Origin of the sequence: Stackebrandtia soli (genome assembly GCF_965137155.1) — a bacterium.
Lineage (GTDB): Bacteria > Actinomycetota > Actinomycetes > Mycobacteriales > Micromonosporaceae > Stackebrandtia > Stackebrandtia soli.
The window spans coordinates 118,886-138,348 of record NZ_CBCRZX010000009.1 but is presented as its reverse complement, the minus strand read 5'-3'; the positions used below and the strand labels follow the sequence as shown (position 1 = coordinate 138,348).

The window sequence follows — 19,463 nt, the reverse complement described above, 5'->3', positions numbered from 1 at the left end:
GTTTCGGCGGGGCGGCCGCGGCCGAGCGGACCGGCGCGGCCTCCTGCGGAGCGGCTGGAGCGGGCGGGGCCGGCGGCGGCGGCGCGGCGGGCGCGTTCGCGGTCGCGGGCGCCGAGATGGGGCCGACCTCGCACCTGACCTGCCACTTCCCGCCGAGGACCTCCGTGAGCGCTTCAGTGAAGACCGTCATCGCGGCGTCCTTCTTCAACGCACCCGCGTGGAACGCGTGCTTGAACGACAGCACCAAAGTGGAACCGTCGACCTCGGCGACCTGCGCCTCCATCAGGAACGCGCCGACGGTGCGCTTACGGTTCTTCGTCGCCTGTTTGATCTGCTCCCATTTGGCGCGGATCTGGCTGACCTCGGGCGACGTCGCCTCCGACGACACGACGGGAGCGGCGGCGACGGGAGCGGCGGATGGCACCGATCGCTCGGGGGACGCGGCGGGCGTCGACGGGGCCGTCGGTGTCGGCCATCCGGTGTCGACCGGCGGAGCGGAAGCGGGTGGTGGCGCGGCGGGCTCGGCCGCCACGGGAGCGGCGGGCGCGGCCGTTGTGGACGCCGGTGGTGTCACGGGCGCGGCCACCGGCGGCGCCACTGCGGCGACCGGCGGAGCGACGACCGCCGGCGCGGCTTGCCCGGCCCACGCCCCGGCCGCCCGCTGCTCGACCTGTTCGAGGCGTTGCAGCAGGCCCGCCGCAGAACCGTCCACGGCGGGCAGGATCGCCTTGGCGCACGCCAACTCCAGCAACAGACGGGGCGCGGTCGTCCCGCGCATCGCCGACAGTGCCTCGTGCGTGATCTCGGCCATCCGGGACAGGGTGGCCGTGCCCATGCGGATCGCCTGGCCCGTCATGCGTTCCAACTGTTCGGAAGGGACGTCGATGAGGCCCTGCCCGGCGGCGTCCGGCACCTGGTTGAGAACGATCAGGTCGCGCAGGCGCTCCAACAGGTCACCCGCGAAACGACGTGGGTCGTGCCCGGCGGCGATCACGCGGTCGACGCACGCCATCGCGGCCGAGCCGTCCATCGCGGCGAGCGCGTCGCACATGTCGTCGAGGAGCCCGGCGTCCGTCACGCCGAGGAGCGCGACGGTGCGCTCGTATGTGACGCCCTCGGGCCCGGCCCCGGCGATCAGCTGGTCGAGGACGGACAGGGTGTCACGGGCGGACCCGCCGCCCGCGCGGATGACGAGCGGGTACACGAGCGGATCGACCGTGACGCCCTCGGACTCGCACAGGCGCTCGCAGAGTCCGCGCATTGCGGCGGGGGGAACGAGGCGGAACGGGTAGTGGTGGGTGCGGGACCGGATGGTCGGGAGGACTTTGTCGGGTTCGGTGGTGGCGAACACGAAGACGACGTACTCGGGAGGTTCCTCGACGAGTTTCAGCAGGGCGTTGAACCCGGCCGAGGAGACCATGTGCGCCTCGTCGATCACGTAGACCTTGAACCGGGAGTTGACGGGCGCGAACACGGCGCGTTCACGTAGTTCGCGGGCGTCGTCGACGCCGCCGTGGGAGGCGGCGTCGATCTCGATGACGTCGATCGACCCGCCACCGCCCGCCGACAGCGCGACGCAGGAGGAGCAGGTGCCGCAGGGCTTGGACGTCGGCCCGTTGACGCAGTTGAGCGATCGGGCCAGGATGCGGGCGCTGGACGTCTTTCCGCACCCGCGCGGACCGGAGAACAGGTACGCGTGATTGAGACGTCCGTTGTCGATGGCCGAGATCAACGGGGTTGTCACGTGTTCTTGGCCGATGACCTCCGCGAAGGTCTGTGGGCGGTACTTGCGGTACAGCGCCAACGACATCAGCTTCACCTCCTCGCTGCGGGATCGATCATAGGGACGGGTTGTGACAGTTCGTGGTGGCGTTCATCGCCCGGCGGCGATGTCGGTCCGGTGCTGGGCGCCGTCGAGGGTGACGCCGTCGACGAGCGCGTACGCGCGGCGGCGGGCGTCGGTGAGGTCGGTGCCGTGTGCGGTGCAGGCGAGGACGCGTCCGCCCGCGGAGACGAGGGTGCCGTCGGCGTCGAGGGCGGTCCCCGCGTGGAGGACGCCGTCGACGTCGGCGCCGGTGATGGGTCGCCCAGTGAGCGGTTTGTCGGGGTAGCCCTCGGACGCGACGACGACGGTGACGGCGGCGCCGTCGTGCCAGTCGAGGGCTGGCTGGTCGGCGAGGCTACCGGTCGCGGCGGCGTACAGCAAGCCGCCGAGCGGGGTCTTGAGCAGGCTCAGGACGGCTTGGATCTCGGGGTCGCCGAAGCGGCAGTTGAACTCGATGACCTTGACGCCGTCCTCGGTCAGGATCAGACCACAGTAGAGGACGCCGACGAATGGGGAGCCGAGCTCGGCGAGTTCGGCGAGCGTCGGTTCGGCGACGGTGGCCATGACGTCGGCGACGAGCCCGTCGGGCGCCCACGTCAGGGGCGTGTAGGCGCCCATGCCCCCGGTGTTGGGCCCTTCGTCGTTGTCGCGGAGGCGTTTGAAGTCCTGCGCGGGGAGCATGGGGACGGCGGTGCGGCCGTCGGTGACGACGAACAGCGAGACCTCGGGGCCGTCGAGGTGTTCCTCGATGACGACGGTTCCGCATTCCGCGGCGTGGGTGAGCGCGGCGGATCGGTCGGTCGTGACGACGACGCCCTTGCCGGCGGCGAGGCCGTCGGCTTTGACGACGTACGGAGCGCCGAACTCGTCGAGGGCGGCTGCCGCGTCGGCGACGTTGTCGCAGTAGTGGGCGCGTGCGGTCGGGACTCCGGCGGCGGACATGACGCGTTTGGCGAACGCCTTCGAGCCTTCGATGGCGGCGGCGTCGCGGCCGGGGCCGAAGCAGGGGATGCCCGCGGCGCGGACGGCGTCGGCCACTCCGGCGACTAGGGGCGCCTCGGGGCCGACGNCGNCNAGGTCGGCGCGCTCGGCGACGGCGAGCGCGGTGACGGCGGCGGGGTCGGTCGCGTCGACGGGTTCGAGGCGGGCGACGGCGGACATTCCCGGGTTTCCGGGGGCGCAGATGAGTTCGTCGACGGACGGATCTTGGGCGAGGGAGCGCGCGAGCGCGTGTTCGCGGCCGCCCGTCCCGATGAGAAGGACTCGCACGCTGATCGAGTCTAGAGGTGTCGAGTTTTCCCAGCCCGTGCGAGGCGCCGGGCCGCGAGGTGGGGGCTGTGAGGGCATGAAAAAACCTCTCACGCACCCGACAGAGCTCGCTTATCCTTGCTGCCTTCCGGCCCTGGGGAGGTTCACGAGGTGACGCCGCGTGAGAGGCCCGCCCAGCCTACCTCAGGGTCGGCCGGGCCTCGTTCGGCCCCGTCGGGTGCGGCGGAACCGGGGAAGGCTGAAGTCGGTTTCAGCCCTCTTTAGCGTGGCTTCAGCACCTCAGGAGTACCGTCCGACCTGGGGAGGAGGCCGGAGGCCCCCGAGAGTGCCCACAAGGGATTGGAGAGTGGTATCGGCCAGTGGCGACCGACCCACGTCACCACCGCGATCGCCGTGGAGTTCCGCCGTCGGGCGGCGCGTTTCGCCACCCTCGAGCCAGTGGACGGGACATGTAGACTTCCTACTTATGAAGGCTGACACGCTGCGCGGACACCTCGATGCGATGCTGCTCGCCGTGCTCAAGAGCGAACCCCTGCACGGTTACGCGATCATCGAAGCGCTCAAGGACCGCAGCGGCGGGGAACTCGACGTGCCGACCGGCACCGTCTATCCGGCCCTGCGCCGTCTGGAACGGGCCGGGTTCCTGAGCAGTTCGTGGAGCAACGTGGGCGGGCGCGAACGACGCACCTACGCGTTGACGAAGAGCGGAGTCGCCGAACTCGCGGCGCGGCGCGACCAGTGGCGGCAGACGGCGGCGACGATCACGGCGGTCCTCGGAACCCGCTGACGGCTCAGCGGCCACCGAACGCCGGGACGGGGCTCGCCCGCACCCAGTCGGTCGTCTCGTCGAGGCGGCGGGCCGAGCGCAGACAGCCGATGACGAGCCACAGCGTGTACATCGACGCGGCCGGCCCGATGAGGCCCTGCACCAACCCGGACGGCGTCGCCACCGCGATCACGTCCCCGCCGAACAGGAGCGACAACGCCGCCCCGGCGACCGCGAAGACGACGAGCTTCACGAGGATCCCCCAAGCGACGAACCGCACACCCCACGCGCGCAACGGCACCCATCGGGTCCCCATCCCGAACAGGACGAGCAGAGCCGCCGCGACCACGCTCAACGACCATCCCCCGATGTCGACGGCGCGCGCCAGGAGGAACGTCCCCTCGGGAGGCATGCGGTCCAATGTGGTGTTCGACCACATGATCCGGTACACGATCTCGCCGACCGGCCCCGTCACGGCCAGAAACCCCAGCGTGAAACGAGCCCTACGCGCGGTCAACTCCTCCTGGTAACCCGCGGCGACCGCACGAACATCACCGAACTCGGCGACGGCCCGCGTCCTCGCCTCGACCGGTGACAATCCCTCGTCCCCGAGGGCGTCGGCCGTATCGCACAGACCGTGCCGGACCTCGCGCAGCATGTCCGCCTTCGCGCGGCGCGGCCCGACGAGCAACCGGCCGAGCCGGTCCACGTGCGCGGTGATCGGATCGACGTCGGTTGACACGAATGACGCTCCTGGAGCGGACGGCCACGCCGGGCGCGGCGGTGAACGGGATCACCTCATAGATATCAGCGCCACGACTCGTGGAGCATCGGGGAACTCCCGGATAAAACACGTAAGAGTCCGGCCGCCCACGAACGCCGCACGCACGAAGAACGGCCATCCACGGAATGTGGATGACCGCTTCGAAGCGTGAGCGCTTAGGCCGCCGGGCCACCGGAGAGGTTGGTGCCGAGGCCGGGGGTGTTGCCGACGGCGTCGTCGCCGTACTCGATGGTCTCGAAGACGCCGTCGCCGTCGGTGTCGGTGAGGATCGAGTCGGGGTTGCCGTCTTCGTCGGCGTCGGTGACGAGGGTGTCGACGAGTCCGTCGGCGTTGGTGTCGGCGGCGAAGGTGTCGAATTCGCCGTCTCCGTCGACGTCGGTGGCGACCGCGTCGACGATTCCGTCGGCGTTGGTGTCTTCGAGGACCTGGTCGACGTCCCCGTCGCCGTCGAGGTCGCTTTCGATGAGGTCGATGTATCCGTCGCCGTCGGTGTCGGTGAGTTCGGAGTCAAGGACGCCGTCGCCGTCGGAGTCGGCGTAGATCTCGGCCACGCCGTCGCCGTCGGTGTCGGTGACGATCGCGTCGGCGTTTCCGTCGTGGTCGGTGTCGACGAGGGTGTCGTCACCGGCCGACATCGTCGCGTCGTCGATGCCATCACCATTCAGGTCGTACGTCGTGTCGTCGTCGTACGTGGTGTCGGTCGGGTCGTCGAAATCGCTCACTGTCATTCTCCCTTTGTGAGTTGCCCTCGTTGTTGTCTGACACCGACATTACGGCCCCCGATGTAGGCGCAACTCCCCAAAGCGTGCCACCTCCGACGGCCCCGACGAACGCGTCCGCGCCCGCCGCGACAGAGGTGGCGCGATACTCGACGGGTGAGTGATCATGAGGAACGCCCCGTCGGTCTGTTGAAGGCGACCATGAGTCCGTCGACGCTGCGGGACACCGGCACGACCCCGGACTACCGCTTCTCGCTCGCCAACGAGCGGACGTTCCTCGCCTGGTTGCGAACGGGCCTCGCGCTCACCGGCGGCGGGCTCGCCGTCGCGCAGTTCCTACCGCCGTTCCGCGTCGACCACCTACGGGAACTCATCGCCGGCGTGCTGATGGCGCTCGGCGCGGCCTGCGCGCTCCGCGCGATCGTGCACTGGGCCGCGTGCGAACGCGCGATGCGGCTCGGGCGGGACCTGCCGTCGTCCCGATTCCCGACGATCCTGGCGATCCTCGTCTTCATCGGCGCGATCATCCTGATCGGCGCGGTCGCGTTCGGACTGTTCTCGCCATGACGGGCCGACGCGACCCCGGTGCGCAGCCCGAACGCACCCGCCTCGCCTGGCGGCGCACGATCCTCGCCGCGACGGTCCTCCTCGTCCTACTGGTCCGGTTCGTCGTCGACGACGGCGTCGACGCGACGGCGGCGGTCCTGATCGGCGGGTCGGGTCTCGTGTGGGTGGCGCTCCTGACGGGCGCGCAACATCGCATTAGGACACTCGCATCCGCTCGGCCTCAGGCGATGTCGTCGCCGTGGCCGCTCGCGGCCACGATCGCCGTCATGACTCTGGCGGCGCTGTCGGCCGCGACCCTGGTCTAGCAGGACGAGCCCCCGATCCGCGTCCTCGCCGAGCGGCCCTCGATGCCGTACGGGGCCGGCGAAACCTTCAGAAGGTGTCGGGGAGCACCAGGACTCGGGGTGCGGTGTAGTCGAGCATCGCCGAGGCGACGCCTTCCCGACCGACGCCGCTCGCCTTGTTGCCTCCGTATGGCATCTGATCTGCGCGAACACTCGGGACGTCGCCGATGACGACGCCGCCGACGTCGAGCGTGCGATGCGCGCGAGCCGCGACGTCCCACCGCCGCGTGAACACGCCCGCCTGAAGACCGAACCGGGACCGGTTGATCGCGGCGAAGCCCTCGTCCAGGTCGCGGTAGGTGTCGACGATCAACACCGGGCCGAAGACCTCCTCGGTCGCCAGCTTGACCGACGGATCGACACCGGACACGACCGTCGGCGCAACCGTCGTACCGCTCCGAGTACCACCACAGTGGATGACGGCACCGTGGTCCGTCGCCTCCGCGAGCCACGACTCGATCCTGCGGGCGGCGTCCTCGTTGATGACGGGCCCGACCTGACACCGATCGTCACGAGGGTCCCCGACGACGAGCCCCGCCACACGTTCGGCGAGCATCGGCAGGAACTCCCCCGCGACCTCCTCCGGGACGAGCACCCGCTGCACCGCGATGCAGCTCTGACCGCCCTGGTAGTTGCCGAACAGCGCGATGCGATCGGCGGCATGGCCGAGATCGTCGTAATCGGGGGCGATCAGCGCGGCGGCGTTGCCGCCGAGTTCCAGGATCACCTGCTTGCGCGGCACTGAGTCCTTTATGGACCACCCGACGGTCTCGGAGCCCGTGAACGACACGATCGGCAGGCGCTCATCGGCGACCACCGCGCTCATCTCGTCGTTCGGCACCGGCAGCACCGACACGGCCCCGTCCGGAAGCCCGACGTCGGACAGGATCTCGCCGAGCAACAGCGCCGACAGCGGCGTCGCCGGAGCGGGCTTGACGATGATCGGCGCGCCGACCGCGAGCGCGGGCGCGACCTTGTGCGCGACGAGGTTGAGCGGGAAGTTGAACGGGGTGATGCCGAGGACGGGCCCGATCGGGAAGCGGCGCACGAGGGCGGCCATCCCGGTGGCGGCGGCGTTGGTGTCGAGGCGTTGCAGTTCGCCGCCGAAACGGCGGGCCTCCTCGGCGGCGAAGCCGAAGGTCGCGACGGCGCGGCCGACTTCGGCGCGGGCCCACTGGACGGGTTTGCCGGACTCGGCGGTGATGACGGACGCGATCCGCTCGGCGTCGGCGGCGATGGCGTCGCTGGCCGCCCGGCAGGCGTCCGCGCGGACCTGGGCGGGGGCCGCCGCGAAGTGTTCGGCGGCGTCGCGGGCGGCCGCGATCGCGCGTTCGCGCTGGTCGGGGGTGGCGTGGCTGTAGGTACCGACGACTTCCCCGTCGTAGGGGTGGCGCACCTCGATGGGCGTCGTGCCGGTCTCCGGTTGTCCCGCGATCCAGAATGGCGTCACCGTCATGGGCGTCAGCTTACGAGAGCCGTATCGGTGGTTGGGCCGGTGTGCGGCGACCTCGCTCCGGCAGGTTTCCGCCCGATCATCCACCGCACCGACACGAACGGGCGACGACCGGAGCGCTCGACGCGCCCGATAATCATCCGGTGAGCACAGTTCCCAATGGACAATTCGACGCCCCGAGCACCGGCCCCATCACTGCGGCGCCCGACGCGCGGAGCTATACGCTGGCGCGCCCGCCGAGTGGCTTCCTCAGCCCGATACTCGGTTTGGCCGGGGTGTTGACCTGCTCGGTCGCGATGCTGCTGCCACCCCTGGCCGTCAGGTTCGAGGGCGAGGGACAGCTGCTGTACGGGCCGATGTTGCTCGACGCCCTCGGCTTGGACGAGGATCACAACCAGTTCGCGGTCGGCCCCGTTCTGATCGCGCTGGTCGTGGCGGTGGCGACCGCCGTCGTGGCCCATGGTCGCCTGCGGGTCGGCGCGCAGTTCGCGGCCGTGGCGCTCGTCGTGCTCGGGGTCGTCGAAGTCCTCGCGCCCATCACGACCTTGAAGGAGAGTCTGGCGCTGTTCATCGAGAGCATGGCCGATGTCGACGGTGAGCGAGTGGAGGACCCCGTGATCGACCACGGGTCCCAGATCCAGACGGCGGTCGTGGGTTATGCGTTGTTGCTGCTCGGCGCGCTGACGGTGCGGACGCCGCGTCGTCCGCGGCCGGTCGCGGAGGACGAGCACGGTCTGACGGTGTCCGCCGACGATTCGATCGAGTCCTGACGCTCGGCATTCGACGAGTGGCTCACCGTCGGCGAATCCCTCGGCGAGGGCGGGCCCCGTCACACCTGCCCGCTCTCGATGTGCGCGCAACCGCCATCATGGGGACATGACGGATCAAACACCACCCCCCGCACAGCAACCCGACCCCGCCGCGCAACACGCGGCCGCTCAAGCCGCCGCCGCGCAGCACGCGCACGCCCAGCAGCAGGCCGCTCACGCGCACGCGACGCAGCAGCACGCCGCCTACACCGGTCAGCACCCGCAGCAGTACGGGCAGCAGGCGTACCCGGCGGCGCCGGCGGGGCCGACCCTGTTCGACAACCTCGGCGTGAGCGTCGTGACCTTCTCGCTGGCGGCGAGCGCGCTGCTGGTGCTGTTCATCAGTCAGCTGCTCGGTCGCGCCGGCAAGGACGGCTCGGACTTCAGCTTCGACGTCAGCCCGCTCAGCGCGACGATCGCGGTGCTCGTGTTGACGGCGCTGGTCCTGTTCACGGACAAGGCGACCCTGGCGTTGCGCGCGATCCTGCTCGGTGTGGGCGTGCTCGTCGTGGGCAACATCTTCGCGGGTCTGATCGCGGACAGCAACGCGGCGGCGACGTACATCATCGCGGCGGTTCTCTACGTGGCGGGCATCGGTCTGTTGACGGCGGCGGGCCTGCTGCCGAAGCCGACCGACGCGCCTAAGCCGGCCCCGGTCGCGACGCAGGCCCAGCCGCAGCAGACCTGGCAGCAGCCTCAGCAGTAGGGCCGTCGTCGGGCAGTGTGTAGACGCGCACGTTGATCGAGGTGCGTTGCTGCAACGCGGCCCGCAGGGCCCTGTGCAGACCATCTTCGAGGTACAACTTGCCGCGCCACGAGACGACGTGCGGGAACAGGTCACCGAAGAACGTCGAGTCCTCGGCGAGAAGGCGGTCCAACTCCAGGACGCGCTTGGTCGTGACGAGTTGGTCGAGCCGCACGGACCGTGGCGGGACGGCCGCCCATTCCTTGAGCGTCAACTGATGCTCAGGGTAGGGGCGTCCGTCCCGCACCTCTTTGAAGATCACTCGTCCCCCTGATTGTTCGATTACGCCACGGTGCGATCGACCGACGTGGCGGCGATCGCGTTCGTCACTTCCTGCGGTGGGGTTTGATGCCCCAGTTCCCCGACCATAGGCCGCCGGGTGGCAGGTTGACGAGGCCCTCACCCGTCTTGAGCGCGTTCGGCGGGCAGCTCAGCGGTTCGATCGCGATCGAGCGTCGACGCCGGGCGACCTCCAAGGTATCGCCGGTGTACACCTGTGCCCAACCGAAGGATTCGTCCATCCAGACGTCGACGCCCCAGCCGTCGCCGTCGGTGAGGCGGACGGCGGCCACACCGGCGCCGTCGCGTTGAAAGTCCGTGAAGGTCGTGTCGAGCACGGTGTCGCCGATCGGGCGGGCCTCCGTGAAGTCGGCGTCCGAGTGGCCTTTCGGAAGCCGCCGTTCGTCGGTGGTCAGGGCGGTCTTGGCTCCGATGGCCAGGCTCCACCGGGGCAGGTCGCCGTGCGGGAGGCGGATGTACGGGTGCACGCCGAGCCCGAACGGGCACGGGGCCTCCCCGACGTTGCTGACGTAGTGCGCGGCGCGCAGACCCCACGGCCCGACCGACCATCGGGTCCGCAGGACGAGGGGGAACGGGTAGCCGGGCTGCGCCGGGAGCTCGCATTCGAGGCTGACCGAGGACGACTCGACCTCGACGGCGCGCCAGCGGAGCCAGCCGACGAGGCCGTGCATCGCGGTGCGGGTGTCGGGTTCGTTCAACGGCAGTTGATACGTCCGTCCGTCGAATGTGTATCGACCGTCGGCCAGGCGACCGGGCCAGGGCGCGAGGATGTGTCCGGCCCAGCCGGGCGCGATCTCGTCCTCGGCGTACCCGTCGACGTACGATTGACCATCCACAGTGAATGATCGTAGGCCGCCGCCGACTCCGACGATCACGGCTTCCCTGCCGCCGTAACCGATGCTCCACTGTTCCCCAGACAACGCCATTACGCGATACTCCGCACGCTCGGTGCCGCGCCGCCCAACGTCATCCGGGCCGGCCGACACGCCATTTGAACATCATCCATCGCACTCGCGAAACGACCACGGCTCGCCGTCGACGCGCCGTCGAACTACCCGCCGGTCCGCCGACCACGATCGTGCCGTGGACGAACGCCGAACCTGCCACGCGAGAGAACCGAACCAGCCCTAACGATAGCCCGAAGCAGGTCCGGTGGGGGAGAGCAGACCTGCCCCCTCCGACAATCCACAAAAGACCGCTCACGGCGAGAGTCGCTCCAGTTCCCATTGACCGGATTGCTTGCGGGCGTAGCGAAGCCGATCATGCAGGCGGTTCGCCCGTCCCTGCCAGAACTCGACGGCGGTCGGAGTCACCAGGTAGCCGCCCCAATGTGGTGGTGGTGGCACCTGTCCACCGGCGAAACGACGGTCCGCGTCGGCGTAGGCGACGTCGAGATCATCTCGTGACCCGATCGGCCGAGACTGACGGCTCGCCCACGCCGCGAGTTGCGCCCCGCGCGGCCGGCGCGCGAAATACCGTTCGGTGCGCGCGCGGTCGACCTTCTCGGCCGTCCCGGTGACGATCACCTGCCGGTGCAGCCGGTACCAACCGAACAACAACGACACGTGCGGGTTGCGCGCCAGCTGGAGACCCTTGGCGGATTCGTAGTTGGTGTAGAACTCGAAGCCCGACTCCTCGAAGCCCTTCAGCAGGACGGTGCGCTGGTGTGGGGCGCCGTCCGTGTCGACCGTCGCGAGGACCATCGCGTTCGGCTCGGGGATGCCGCCGCGCACCGACTCGTCGAACCACCGGCGGAACTGCGCCATCGGATCCGGTTCCAGCGTCATCTCTTCAAAGGCGGGACCCTCGTAGTCGCGGCGGAGCCGCCACGGGTCGAACGCGCTGTCACTGCCACTCACCCCCACAGCCTGCCATCGCGGTCACCCCTTCGCGCACCGATCCGCGCCCCTCCCGCAAAGCCTCCCCGACCCGGCCGGGTCGGGAGATCATGACGGGAACGGTCGACGTCCGACGACGATGACCGTTCCCCGCGCGTTCCTGCGCGGTTGCGGCCTGTCTCACACCGAACGGGCACCGCGCCGCGCCTCGCGTACGGGCAAGATGGTCGACACGACTTGTCACACCGACGCGCACCAGCGGCGGCCAACGCGACGATCACCAGGAGAGTCCACGATGTCTGACTTCACGCCGGGCCTCGAAGGCGTGATCGCCTTCGAAACCGAGATCGCCGAACCCGACCGCGCAGGCGACGCGCTGCGGTATCGCGGCGTCGACATCGAGGACCTCATCGACAGCGTCACCTACGGGCACGTCTGGGGGCTTCTCGTCGACGGGAAGTTCGGCCCCGGCCTGCCGCCTGCGGAGCCGTTCCCCGTCCCCGTCCACACTGGAGACATCCGCGTCGACGTGCAGAGCGCCGTCGCGATGCTCGCCCCCTACTGGGGCCTCGGCCAGCTGCACGACATCAGCGACGAGCAGGCCCGCGCCGACCTCGCCCGCGTGTCCGTCACCGCGTTGTCCTATGTGGCCCAATCGGCGCGGGGCGTGGGTCTGCCCGCCGTCCCACAGAAGGAGATCGACAAGTCGTCCACCATCGCGGAGCGATTCATGCGCCGCTGGCGCGGTAACCCGGATCCGCGACACGTCCAGGCCGTCGACGCCTACTTCATCTCCGCCGCCGAGCACGGCATGAACGCCTCGACGTTCACCTCCCGTGTCGTCGCGTCGACGGGCGCCGACGTCGCCGCGTGCATCTCCGCCGGAATCGGCGCGCTGTCCGGTCCCCTCCACGGCGGGGCGCCGTCGCGCGTCCTGCACTCCCTCAACGAGGTCGAACAGGCGGACGACGCCGACGCGTACGTGCGCGGCGTCCTCGACCGTGGGGAGCGCCTCATGGGCTTCGGGCATCGCGTCTACCGCGCCGAGGACCCGCGCGCGCGGCTCCTGCGGCGCACCGCCCGGCAGCTCGACGCGCCCCGGTACGAGGCCGCGATCGAGCTGGAACGCGCGGCGCTGGCGGCCTTGGCCGAGCGGAAACCCGATCGGGTCCTATCGACGAACGTCGAGTTCTGGTCGGCGGTGGTGCTCGACTTCGCGGAGGTCCCCGCCGACATGTTCACGGCGATGTTCACCTGTGCCCGAGTCGCCGGGTGGAGCGCGCACATCCTCGAACAGAAACGGCTCGGACGGATCGTGCGCCCGTCCGCCGCCTACATCGGTCCCCCGCCGCGCAAACCGGAGACGGTCGAGGGCTGGTCGTCGGTCGTTCGGTGACCAACGGCACGCCGCGTCCATGAACAGCCGAAACACTACCGACATCGTGCCGTTTCATTGATATCGACTGGTATCCGGTTGACGTTGCCTTCTAGGATCGCAAGCCAGGTCGTGTCGCGGAACGGCGCGACCGGGAACGTTGCCCGGCGTCCAATGCCTGGCCGCGTCGACGAGTTCCACGAATCCCCGGGAGGGCACCCTCATGAATCTCCGCAAAGCCGGCCGGCTGGCCGCGTCCGTCGCGATCGCCGCAGGTCTGACGCTCGGCGCCGCCGCGTGCAACGACGACCCCACCAGCGACAACGGTGACAAGGACAACACCACGACGCCGCTCGACCCGCAGGCCGCCGTCGCCGCCGGTTTCGAGAACCTGCAGAGCAAGACCTACTCGATGACGATGACCGCGGGCGACGTGATGTCCGGGACCTTCGACGTCGACATGGCGAACACCGCCATGCAGGGCACCATGACGATGGACGCGGGCGCGACCGACCCGAGCATGGCCGGCATGGGCGAGATGTCGTTCGAGATGATCTCGATCGACAAGGACGTCTGGATCAAGCTCACGGGCGAGGCGTTCGAGGCCGTCGAGGGCATGACCGACTCGTGGCTGCACACCACCGCCGAGAGCGAGGACATGGCGGACATGGCCGAGATGGACATGACCAAGATGACGCAGCAGATGATGGACTCCTTGAAGGACGTCAAGGAGACCGGCGACAACACCTACACGGGCACCGTCGACCCCGCCGCCATGGACGACACCCTCGGCAGCGACGTCGAATCCGACGCCCCGATCGAGGTCACGGTCAAGCTGAACGACGACGGTCTGCTCGAGTCGTTCTCGACGACCCTCCCGAAGGCCATGGAAGGCAAGGACCTGCCGCTGGAGGTCTCCTTCAGCAACTACGGCAAGGCCATGGAGATCGCGGCCCCGCCGGCCGACCAGGTCAAGGAACTCTCCGAACTGCTCGGTGGCGGCACCTTCTAGTCACACCACCGACGCCGCCCGGTTCGCCGGACGCGTGTCGGTCACCACAGGCACCCCCGATGGCCCCGCATCATGTGATGCGGGGCCATCGGCTTTCGCCGTCGACGGCGTGCGAAGATCGTCCGGTCGGCAGCGCCGCCGCGACCCCTTCATCGACATCCACGCCAAAGGAGAGTCCGCGGTGGCTGATATCCGCATACCCGCCGAACTGTTGCCCGCCGACGGCCGTTTCGGCTGCGGCCCGAGCAAGGTGCCGTCGGCCGCAGTGTCGGCCTTGACGGCCGCGGGCGCGTCGTTTCTCGGCACCTCGCACCGACAGGCCCCCGTCAAAGACCAGGTGGGGCGGCTCCGTGCGGGGCTGGCGGACCTGTTCTCGCTGCCCGACGGCTACGAGGTGATCCTCGGCAACGGTGGCACGACGGCGTTCTGGGAGTGCGCCGTCTTCGGCCTGCTCGACGGGTCGACCCAGTTGGCGAGCTTCGGCGAATTCGGTTCGAAGTTCGCGGCGTCGGTCGCCGCCGCTCCGTTCCTTCCGGAACCGACCGTCGTGAAGGCGCCTCCGGGTGAGGCGGCCCTCCTGTACGCCGCGACCGGGACCGACGCCTACGCCACGGTCCACAACGAGACGTCGACGGGTGTCGCCGTGTCGGTGGAGCGGGTCGGGGACGGTCTGATGTTGCACGACGCGACGTCCGCCGCCGGTGGGCTCCCGGTCGACCTGACACAGACCGACGTCTACTACTTCGCGCCGCAGAAGGGCCTCGCGTCCGACGGCGGCCTGTGGATCGCGATCATGTCGCCCGCCGCGTTGGAGCGCGTGGAGCGGGTGAAGGCGTCGGGGCGGTACATTCCGACGTTCCTCGACCTGTCGACGGCGGTCGACAACTCTCGCAAAAACCAGACGTACAACACGCCCTCGCTCGCGACGGTGTTCCTGGCCGCCGAGCAGGTCGACGCGATGAACGCGGCGGGCGGGTTGTCGGCGGCGGTCGACCGCTGCACCGACAGCGCGTCGCGGTTGTACGGCTGGGCCGAGAAGTCCTCCGTGGCGACGCCGTTCGTCACGGACGAGGCGATCCGCTCCAACGTCGTCGGCACGATCGACTTCGTCGACGACGTTGACGCGGCCGTCATCGCGAAGGTGTTGCGCGCCAACGGTGTCGTGGACACGGAACCGTACCGCAAGCTCGGGCGCAACCAGCTGCGCATCGCGATGTACCCGGCAATCGACCCGAACGACATCCAGGCGTTGACGGCCTGCGTCGACTACGTCGTCGATCGACTGTGACGTGACGCCGGGGTCAGCGGGTCGCGGTGTCCGGCCCGCGAACCTCGGCGGTCAACGCGTGGTGTGAGACGGCGCGATATGTCGGGCCGGGGTCGACGGCGTACAGCACACAGCCCGAGACCATCCATGAAGGACCCGAGTACGCGCGCAGCGACATCAGGTCGGCGGCCGACTGGCCGGGGCTGAGCCGATCGCCCGTTCGCGCCAATGTGACATGTGGACGGTACTGCCGTTGGTCGTAGGGAAGACCGCGCGCGCCCAGCTGTGCGCGCAGTTCGGCGACGTGCCCGACGAGCGCCGCGACGTCGCCGTCGACGCCCGCCCAGACGACGCTGTATCGGCCGCGACCGAAACGTCCGGCCCCCGCCAGGGAGAGTCGGAACGCGGTCGTGGTGGCGCACGCGGCGGCGACGGCGGCGGTCGCGAGGGGAATCGCGGCGTCGTCGACCTCGCCGATGAAGGCCGTCGTGATGTGCCACGGCGCCTCGGGGCGTCGTGGGACGGCGTCGAGGTGCAGGCCGGTGATCGCGGTCGCGAGATGGTCCTGGACCGCCTGTGGCGGCAGCAGGGCCACGAACAACCGGCTCGTCGCGCTCACGCGCGGCCCCAGGTGTCATGGCCCGCGTTCGGTCCACGAAGGATCATGCCGGCGGCCTCGAGTTCGCCCTCGACGCGGATCCGCTCCAGATCGAGATCGGTGCCGGTGAGCTGGGTCAGGTACTGCTCGACGCCGAGGGTCGCGCACGCCCGGCGGAGCGCCAGGTCGTACTCGTCGATCAGGATGCCGCGACGCTCGGCCGCACCCGGCGGCGTGCGGACCAGTTCGTCGGCGATGCGGCGGAGCGCGGCGGCGGTCTGTTCGATGGGCCGGTGCGCGGGGGTGCCGGGGCGCAGCCGGGCGACGGTCTGTTCGGCACGGTCGTGGGCCTCGTCGGCGTTGACGACCATCCATGCGATGAGACAGGGCAGGCTGGCCAACGCCACCAGGGCGATGACGACCGCTAGCGCCCGCAAGAACTCCACGACCCGAGGTTAAGGGCTACCCACGGCCGACGGCAAGCGTGTTCAGCGCAACACCGGTCGCAATCACTCCATTGAGTACTCACCAATGTCCATTCGCGATGGATGATCGAGTCCGCCGACCCGGACCCGGGAAACGGCGCCGGTCAGCCGCTGAACGCGCCCAGGAGACCCCGGAAGCGGGCGACGGCCTCCTCGTTACCGGTGACCTCGATGTCGTCGGCGTCGCTGCGACGCCACAACCACAACAGCACCTGGCTCGGCGTGCCGCTGATCATGGCGGTCTCGTCGCCACCGCCCGGGCCGTCCGTCACGTCGACGGTCTTCTCGCTGACCTGGACGGTCCAGACGTGATCATCGGCGCGTACGACGAAGGTGTCGTGACCGGCCTGCGCGAGAGCCTCGCCGAGTTCGGCCGCCCAGTGCTTGCTCGACCAGTCGACGAAGATCCGCAACATCTCGTCGATGCCGTCGACGGCCAGTTCGTCGTCGATGGGGGTGGGCGTCGCCCCGACGGCTATCTCGGCGTCGGCGCGGTGGATCACGGTCTCGTGAGCCATGCGGCGAATCCAGAACCCGACGGTCTGATCCGGGCCGTACCAGGTGTACGTCTCGTCCTGGGCCTGTCGACCGTTGAACTCGACGAGCAGGTTCCCGAGCGCGGTCCGCATCCGCGTCAACGGGGGCGTCGTCGGTTCGACCGTGCGAGGGGGCGGGTTCTGACCGAGCTCCATGCACTGGATCTTGTGCTCGTATACGGCCGCGACGTGGTGCACCAGATCGGCGACGGTCCAGCCGGGGCACGTGGGGACCGCGACGTCGAGGGAGCCGTCGGCGGCCTCCGCCAGCTTCGCCGCGTGAACGGTGAGGTGCGAGGTCAGGCCAGAGAATTCCATGCGGAGAAGTGTGCCAGCCCGATGCGACATACCCGGTCATTGAAGGCCCTGAATGCCGTGGGCATCACCCCCGCGGGTGATCGGGTCACGACTATTCGACGTGACGCGCCATACAAACGATAGCGGTATGCCACTAAAAGGGTTAGGGTCAGAATCGTTTTAGGTCCTTACTTCCCGGGAGGCCGACCCGCAGCTCATGAGACGAACGCTGGCAGACACTTTCGAATCACTCAAAGTTCGCAACTTCCGGCTGTTCGCCACCGGCCAGTTGATATCCCTCGTCGGTCGATGGATGCAGATCATGGCGATCGACTGGTTCGTCCTCGTCATCTCCGGCGACTCGGGCACCGCCCTCGGCCTCGTACTGACCTTCCAGTTCGCGCCCGTCCTCTTCCTCTCCCTGTACGGCGGCAAACTCGCCGACCGTTACGACAAGCGGATGCTGCTGATCGTGGCCAACATCGCATGGATCGCGCTGTCCGGCTCCCTCGCGGTACTCGTCATCGCCGGAAACGCCCAGCTGTGGCACATCTACGTGTTCTCGCTGCTCCTCGGCATCGTCAACGCCCTCGAGACGCCCGTACGACAATCGTTCGTCTCGGAACTCGTCCGCCCCGAACTCCTGCCGAACGCCCTCGCGCTCTCCGCCGCGACGTTCAACGGCTCCCGCATCGTCGGCCCCGCGATCGCCGGCGGACTCGTCGCCCTCTTCGGAGTCGGCTGGGTCATCGCGATCAACTCCGTCGCGTACATCGCGCCACTGATCGGGCTGCTCATGATGACGTCGGCCATGCTGTACCGCTCCACGAGCCGACCCCGCGACACCCGGATCTCCGAAGGCCTGCGCTACACGGCCCGCCGCCCCGACCTGATCCTGCCGCTGGTCCTCATGTTCGTCGTCGGCGGTCTCGGCTTCAACTTCCCGATCACACTGGGCCTTCTCGCGAAGACGGTCTTCGAGACCGGCCCCGAGACCTTCGGCCTCCTGACGACGATGCTCGCCGCCGGCGCGCTCGCCGGCGCCCTCGCCAGCACGAAACGACGCGAACGGCCGAACGTCCACGTCGTCATCGGCGCCGCGGCGGCGTTCGGAGTGCTCGAGACGATCGTGGCGTTCTCCCCGACGTTCTGGGTCGCCGCACTGCTGCTCGTCCCGACCGGTTTCTTCATGGTCTTCACCGCCCAGGCCGCGAACCAACGCGTCCAGCTCGGTGTCAGCCCCCAGTTCCGGGGCCGCGTCATGGCGCTGTACGTCCTCGTCTTCCTCGGTTCGACGCCCATCTTCGCGCCGCTGATCGGCTGGCTCGGCGAAGTCGTCGGCCCGCGCTCCGGCCTGTGGATCGGCGGACTCGGGGTGCTCGTCGCCTCGATCGTGGCGTTCGTCGTCCGTTGCCGGGCACGCGAGGTTCGCATCGAGGTCAACATGCGGCCCCGCCCCGCCGTCCGGCTGATCGAGCCGGTCCGCACCCCCGTGGAACAGGCCGCCTAGGCCGCGGGTGGGGATGCCGCGTCCGTTCGCGTAACACGACGACGGTGCTCCCGACCACCGCCGTCGGCTTCGGGAACACCGTTCACACGACGGAACGCAGGGCCCTCGACGTCGAGTGACGCGCCGCCTCGGGACGTCGGCGACGGGCCAGCCGGTTCAGCGTCCCGTGACGTCTTCGGGAACCCCCGGGCACTCCGGCGGAACTCCCCGACGACCCTCACCCGTCCGTCGCCACGCCGACGTACAGGCCACGCAACAGGTCCGGTTCCAGACGCACCGACAGGCCCGCGTTCTCGAACGCCGACTCGTACTCGTCCACATCGAACATGTACAGCTCGTGGCGTTCCCGGAAGTGCTTGATCCCCGCCGCGTCGCCGATGAGGTGCTGCATGTCGAGGATCGCGATGCGCTCGGCCCGACTCGAATGCGACAGACGCAGGATCGTCTTGTCGTCGCTGACGAACACGTGGTGCGCCAGGTGGCCCTCGATCCAGCCCTTCGGCCAGAACGACGACTCGACGATCACGACCCCGCCGGGGCGCAGGTGCGCCGCCATACTCGCGACGGTCTGCCCGAGGCCGGCGACCGAACCGGAGTAACCGATCGCCGAGAACATGCAGGTGACGACGTCGAAGGTCCGGCCGAGATCGAACGATCGCATGTCACCCACGTGAAACTCCACATCGGGTAGTTTGCGGCGGGCGACCTCGACCATCGGCTTCGACAACTCCACCCCGGCCACGTCGAACCGCCCCACCAGGTGACGCAGGTGCTCCCCGGTGCCGCACGCGACATCGAGGAGACTCGTCGCGCTCGGATTCAACCGGGCGACGACGTCCGCGATCACCTGGGCCTCGGCCACGTAGTCCTTGCCGAGCGAGTGATAGAAGTCGTCGTAAACCCGCGCGGTATCCGGTCCATACATGGGGATCAGCCTAGGGACAGACCGACTCGCACCGGGCAC

21 protein-coding genes, 1 other RNA gene and 1 pseudogene are annotated in these 19,463 nt (G+C 69.3%); 9 read left to right on the top strand and 14 right to left on the bottom strand.

Going from position 1 to position 19,463, the window contains the following annotated elements; translation table 11 throughout:
• From ACM9NP_RS08405 to ffs, 4 genes and pseudogenes are all read right to left on the bottom strand, one after another.
• The coding region (locus ACM9NP_RS08405) for a DNA polymerase III subunit gamma and tau (protein ID WP_415646056.1) at positions 1-1,810 on the bottom strand (1,810 nt) is incomplete at its 3' end.
• A gap of 63 nt (positions 1,811-1,873) precedes the next feature.
• A pseudogene (gene purD, locus ACM9NP_RS08400) lies at positions 1,874-2,894 on the bottom strand (phosphoribosylamine--glycine ligase); the annotation flags it as partial.
• Between the two features lie 6 nt (positions 2,895-2,900).
• Positions 2,901-3,094 (bottom strand): phosphoribosylamine--glycine ligase N-terminal domain-containing protein (locus tag ACM9NP_RS08395; protein WP_415646055.1); only part of this gene is annotated, 194 nt, incomplete at its 3' end.
• Positions 3,095-3,171: 77 nt separating this feature from the next.
• Positions 3,172-3,267, bottom strand: an RNA gene (ffs, locus tag ACM9NP_RS08390) — signal recognition particle sRNA small type.
• 293 nt (positions 3,268-3,560) lie between these two features.
• Between ffs and ACM9NP_RS08385 the strand changes: the two genes are divergently transcribed.
• On the top strand, positions 3,561-3,881 hold the full coding sequence (locus ACM9NP_RS08385) for a PadR family transcriptional regulator (protein WP_415646054.1): 321 nt from the start codon (positions 3,561-3,563) through the stop codon (positions 3,879-3,881).
• 4 nt (positions 3,882-3,885) lie between these two features.
• Here ACM9NP_RS08385 and ACM9NP_RS08380 read toward each other — a convergent pair whose 3' ends face one another.
• Both ACM9NP_RS08380 and ACM9NP_RS08375 read right to left on the bottom strand, forming a co-directional pair.
• Positions 3,886-4,602, bottom strand: a complete 717-nt coding sequence (locus ACM9NP_RS08380) for a permease prefix domain 1-containing protein (protein WP_415646053.1) — start codon at positions 4,600-4,602, stop codon at positions 3,886-3,888.
• Positions 4,603-4,799: 197 nt separating this feature from the next.
• Positions 4,800-5,366: a hypothetical protein gene (locus ACM9NP_RS08375; RefSeq protein WP_415646052.1), complete on the bottom strand. Its 567-nt coding sequence runs from the start codon at positions 5,364-5,366 to the stop codon at positions 4,800-4,802.
• A gap of 198 nt (positions 5,367-5,564) precedes the next feature.
• Between ACM9NP_RS08375 and ACM9NP_RS08370 the strand changes: the two genes are divergently transcribed.
• The gene (locus ACM9NP_RS08370; RefSeq protein WP_415646059.1) at positions 5,565-5,930 is read left to right on the top strand and encodes a YidH family protein; all 366 of its coding nucleotides are present in this window, start codon (positions 5,565-5,567) and stop codon (positions 5,928-5,930) included.
• A complete protein-coding gene (locus ACM9NP_RS08365) occupies positions 5,927-6,235 on the top strand; it encodes a DUF202 domain-containing protein (RefSeq protein ID WP_415646051.1) in 309 nt (102 codons plus the stop codon). Before ACM9NP_RS08370 ends, ACM9NP_RS08365 begins: the two co-directional genes overlap by 4 nt.
• 67 nt (positions 6,236-6,302) lie before the next feature.
• On the opposite strand, the gene ACM9NP_RS08360 is transcribed toward ACM9NP_RS08365, so the two are convergent.
• On the bottom strand, positions 6,303-7,730 hold the full coding sequence (locus ACM9NP_RS08360; RefSeq protein ID WP_415646050.1) for an aldehyde dehydrogenase family protein: 1,428 nt from the start codon (positions 7,728-7,730) through the stop codon (positions 6,303-6,305).
• A 140-nt stretch (positions 7,731-7,870) separates the two neighbouring features.
• Here ACM9NP_RS08360 and ACM9NP_RS08355 point away from each other — a divergent pair, with 140 nt between their 5' ends.
• Positions 7,871-8,497, top strand: coding sequence for a hypothetical protein (locus tag ACM9NP_RS08355; RefSeq protein WP_415646049.1), 627 nt, complete (start codon positions 7,871-7,873; stop codon positions 8,495-8,497).
• Between the two features lie 106 nt (positions 8,498-8,603).
• Positions 8,604-9,242 carry a hypothetical protein gene (locus ACM9NP_RS08350; RefSeq protein WP_415646048.1) on the top strand — a complete coding sequence of 213 codons (639 nt, stop codon included), beginning with the start codon at positions 8,604-8,606 and terminating at the stop codon, positions 9,240-9,242.
• Here the strand turns inward: ACM9NP_RS08350 and ACM9NP_RS08345 are convergent.
• From ACM9NP_RS08345 to pdxH, 3 genes are all read right to left on the bottom strand, one after another.
• On the bottom strand, positions 9,178-9,543 hold the full coding sequence (locus ACM9NP_RS08345; RefSeq protein ID WP_415646047.1) for a type II toxin-antitoxin system VapB family antitoxin: 366 nt from the start codon (positions 9,541-9,543) through the stop codon (positions 9,178-9,180). The genes ACM9NP_RS08350 and ACM9NP_RS08345 overlap by 65 nt on opposite strands.
• 64 nt (positions 9,544-9,607) lie before the next feature.
• Entirely contained in the window at positions 9,608-10,507 is a 900-nt protein-coding gene (locus ACM9NP_RS08340; RefSeq protein ID WP_415646046.1) for an aldose 1-epimerase family protein, read from the bottom strand.
• Positions 10,508-10,780: 273 nt separating this feature from the next.
• The gene (gene pdxH / locus ACM9NP_RS08335) at positions 10,781-11,440 is read right to left on the bottom strand and encodes a pyridoxamine 5'-phosphate oxidase (protein WP_415646045.1); all 660 of its coding nucleotides are present in this window, start codon (positions 11,438-11,440) and stop codon (positions 10,781-10,783) included.
• Positions 11,441-11,714: 274 nt separating this feature from the next.
• Here pdxH and ACM9NP_RS08330 point away from each other — a divergent pair, with 274 nt between their 5' ends.
• The 3 genes from ACM9NP_RS08330 (at position 11,715) to serC (ending at position 15,094) form a co-directional block, all read left to right on the top strand.
• The gene (locus ACM9NP_RS08330; protein ID WP_415646044.1) at positions 11,715-12,815 is read left to right on the top strand and encodes a citrate synthase 2; all 1,101 of its coding nucleotides are present in this window, start codon (positions 11,715-11,717) and stop codon (positions 12,813-12,815) included.
• A gap of 202 nt (positions 12,816-13,017) precedes the next feature.
• A complete protein-coding gene (locus tag ACM9NP_RS08325) occupies positions 13,018-13,806 on the top strand; it encodes a hypothetical protein (protein WP_415646043.1) in 789 nt (262 codons plus the stop codon).
• 181 nt (positions 13,807-13,987) lie between these two features.
• Positions 13,988-15,094, top strand: a complete 1,107-nt coding sequence (gene serC, locus ACM9NP_RS08320; RefSeq protein ID WP_415646042.1) for a phosphoserine transaminase — start codon at positions 13,988-13,990, stop codon at positions 15,092-15,094.
• Between the two features lie 13 nt (positions 15,095-15,107).
• Here serC and thpR read toward each other — a convergent pair whose 3' ends face one another.
• The 3 genes from thpR to ACM9NP_RS08305 all read right to left on the bottom strand — a co-directional run bounded on the left by thpR (position 15,108) and on the right by ACM9NP_RS08305 (position 17,010).
• Positions 15,108-15,692 (bottom strand): RNA 2',3'-cyclic phosphodiesterase, encoded by a 585-nt coding sequence (gene thpR, locus ACM9NP_RS08315; RefSeq protein WP_415646041.1) that lies wholly within the window; start codon positions 15,690-15,692, stop codon positions 15,108-15,110.
• Positions 15,689-16,117 (bottom strand): hypothetical protein, encoded by a 429-nt coding sequence (locus ACM9NP_RS08310; protein ID WP_415646040.1) that lies wholly within the window; start codon positions 16,115-16,117, stop codon positions 15,689-15,691. The genes thpR and ACM9NP_RS08310 overlap by 4 nt, the downstream gene beginning before the upstream one ends.
• 143 nt (positions 16,118-16,260) lie before the next feature.
• On the bottom strand, positions 16,261-17,010 hold the full coding sequence (locus ACM9NP_RS08305) for a maleylpyruvate isomerase family mycothiol-dependent enzyme (protein WP_415646039.1): 750 nt from the start codon (positions 17,008-17,010) through the stop codon (positions 16,261-16,263).
• A 196-nt stretch (positions 17,011-17,206) separates the two neighbouring features.
• Between ACM9NP_RS08305 and ACM9NP_RS08300 the strand changes: the two genes are divergently transcribed.
• On the top strand, positions 17,207-18,499 hold the full coding sequence (locus ACM9NP_RS08300; protein WP_415646038.1) for an MFS transporter: 1,293 nt from the start codon (positions 17,207-17,209) through the stop codon (positions 18,497-18,499).
• A gap of 217 nt (positions 18,500-18,716) precedes the next feature.
• Here the strand turns inward: ACM9NP_RS08300 and ACM9NP_RS08295 are convergent, their stop codons facing one another.
• Entirely contained in the window at positions 18,717-19,424 is a 708-nt protein-coding gene (locus ACM9NP_RS08295; RefSeq protein WP_415646037.1) for a class I SAM-dependent methyltransferase, read from the bottom strand.
• Positions 19,425-19,463 lie beyond the last annotated feature (39 nt).

What these genes read in the sequence shown, in the direction of transcription:
- ACM9NP_RS08385 (WP_415646054.1), top strand. Translation starts at nt 3,561, where the DNA reads ATGAAGGCTGACACGCTGCGCGGACACCTCGATGCGATGCTGCTCGCC.
- ACM9NP_RS08370 (WP_415646059.1), top strand. Translation starts at nt 5,565, where the DNA reads ATGAGTCCGTCGACGCTGCGGGACACCGGCACGACCCCGGACTACCGC.
- ACM9NP_RS08365 (WP_415646051.1), top strand. Translation starts at nt 5,927, where the DNA reads ATGACGGGCCGACGCGACCCCGGTGCGCAGCCCGAACGCACCCGCCTC.
- ACM9NP_RS08360 (WP_415646050.1), bottom strand. Translation starts at nt 7,730, where the DNA reads ATGACGGTGACGCCATTCTGGATCGCGGGACAACCGGAGACCGGCACG.
- ACM9NP_RS08350 (WP_415646048.1), top strand. Translation starts at nt 8,604, where the DNA reads ATGACGGATCAAACACCACCCCCCGCACAGCAACCCGACCCCGCCGCG.
- ACM9NP_RS08340 (WP_415646046.1), bottom strand. Translation starts at nt 10,507, where the DNA reads ATGGCGTTGTCTGGGGAACAGTGGAGCATCGGTTACGGCGGCAGGGAA.
- ACM9NP_RS08330 (WP_415646044.1), top strand. Translation starts at nt 11,715, where the DNA reads ATGTCTGACTTCACGCCGGGCCTCGAAGGCGTGATCGCCTTCGAAACC.
- ACM9NP_RS08325 (WP_415646043.1), top strand. Translation starts at nt 13,018, where the DNA reads ATGAATCTCCGCAAAGCCGGCCGGCTGGCCGCGTCCGTCGCGATCGCC.
- ACM9NP_RS08305 (WP_415646039.1), bottom strand. Translation starts at nt 17,010, where the DNA reads ATGGAATTCTCTGGCCTGACCTCGCACCTCACCGTTCACGCGGCGAAG.
- ACM9NP_RS08300 (WP_415646038.1), top strand. Translation starts at nt 17,207, where the DNA reads ATGAGACGAACGCTGGCAGACACTTTCGAATCACTCAAAGTTCGCAAC.
- ACM9NP_RS08295 (WP_415646037.1), bottom strand. Translation starts at nt 19,424, where the DNA reads ATGTATGGACCGGATACCGCGCGGGTTTACGACGACTTCTATCACTCG.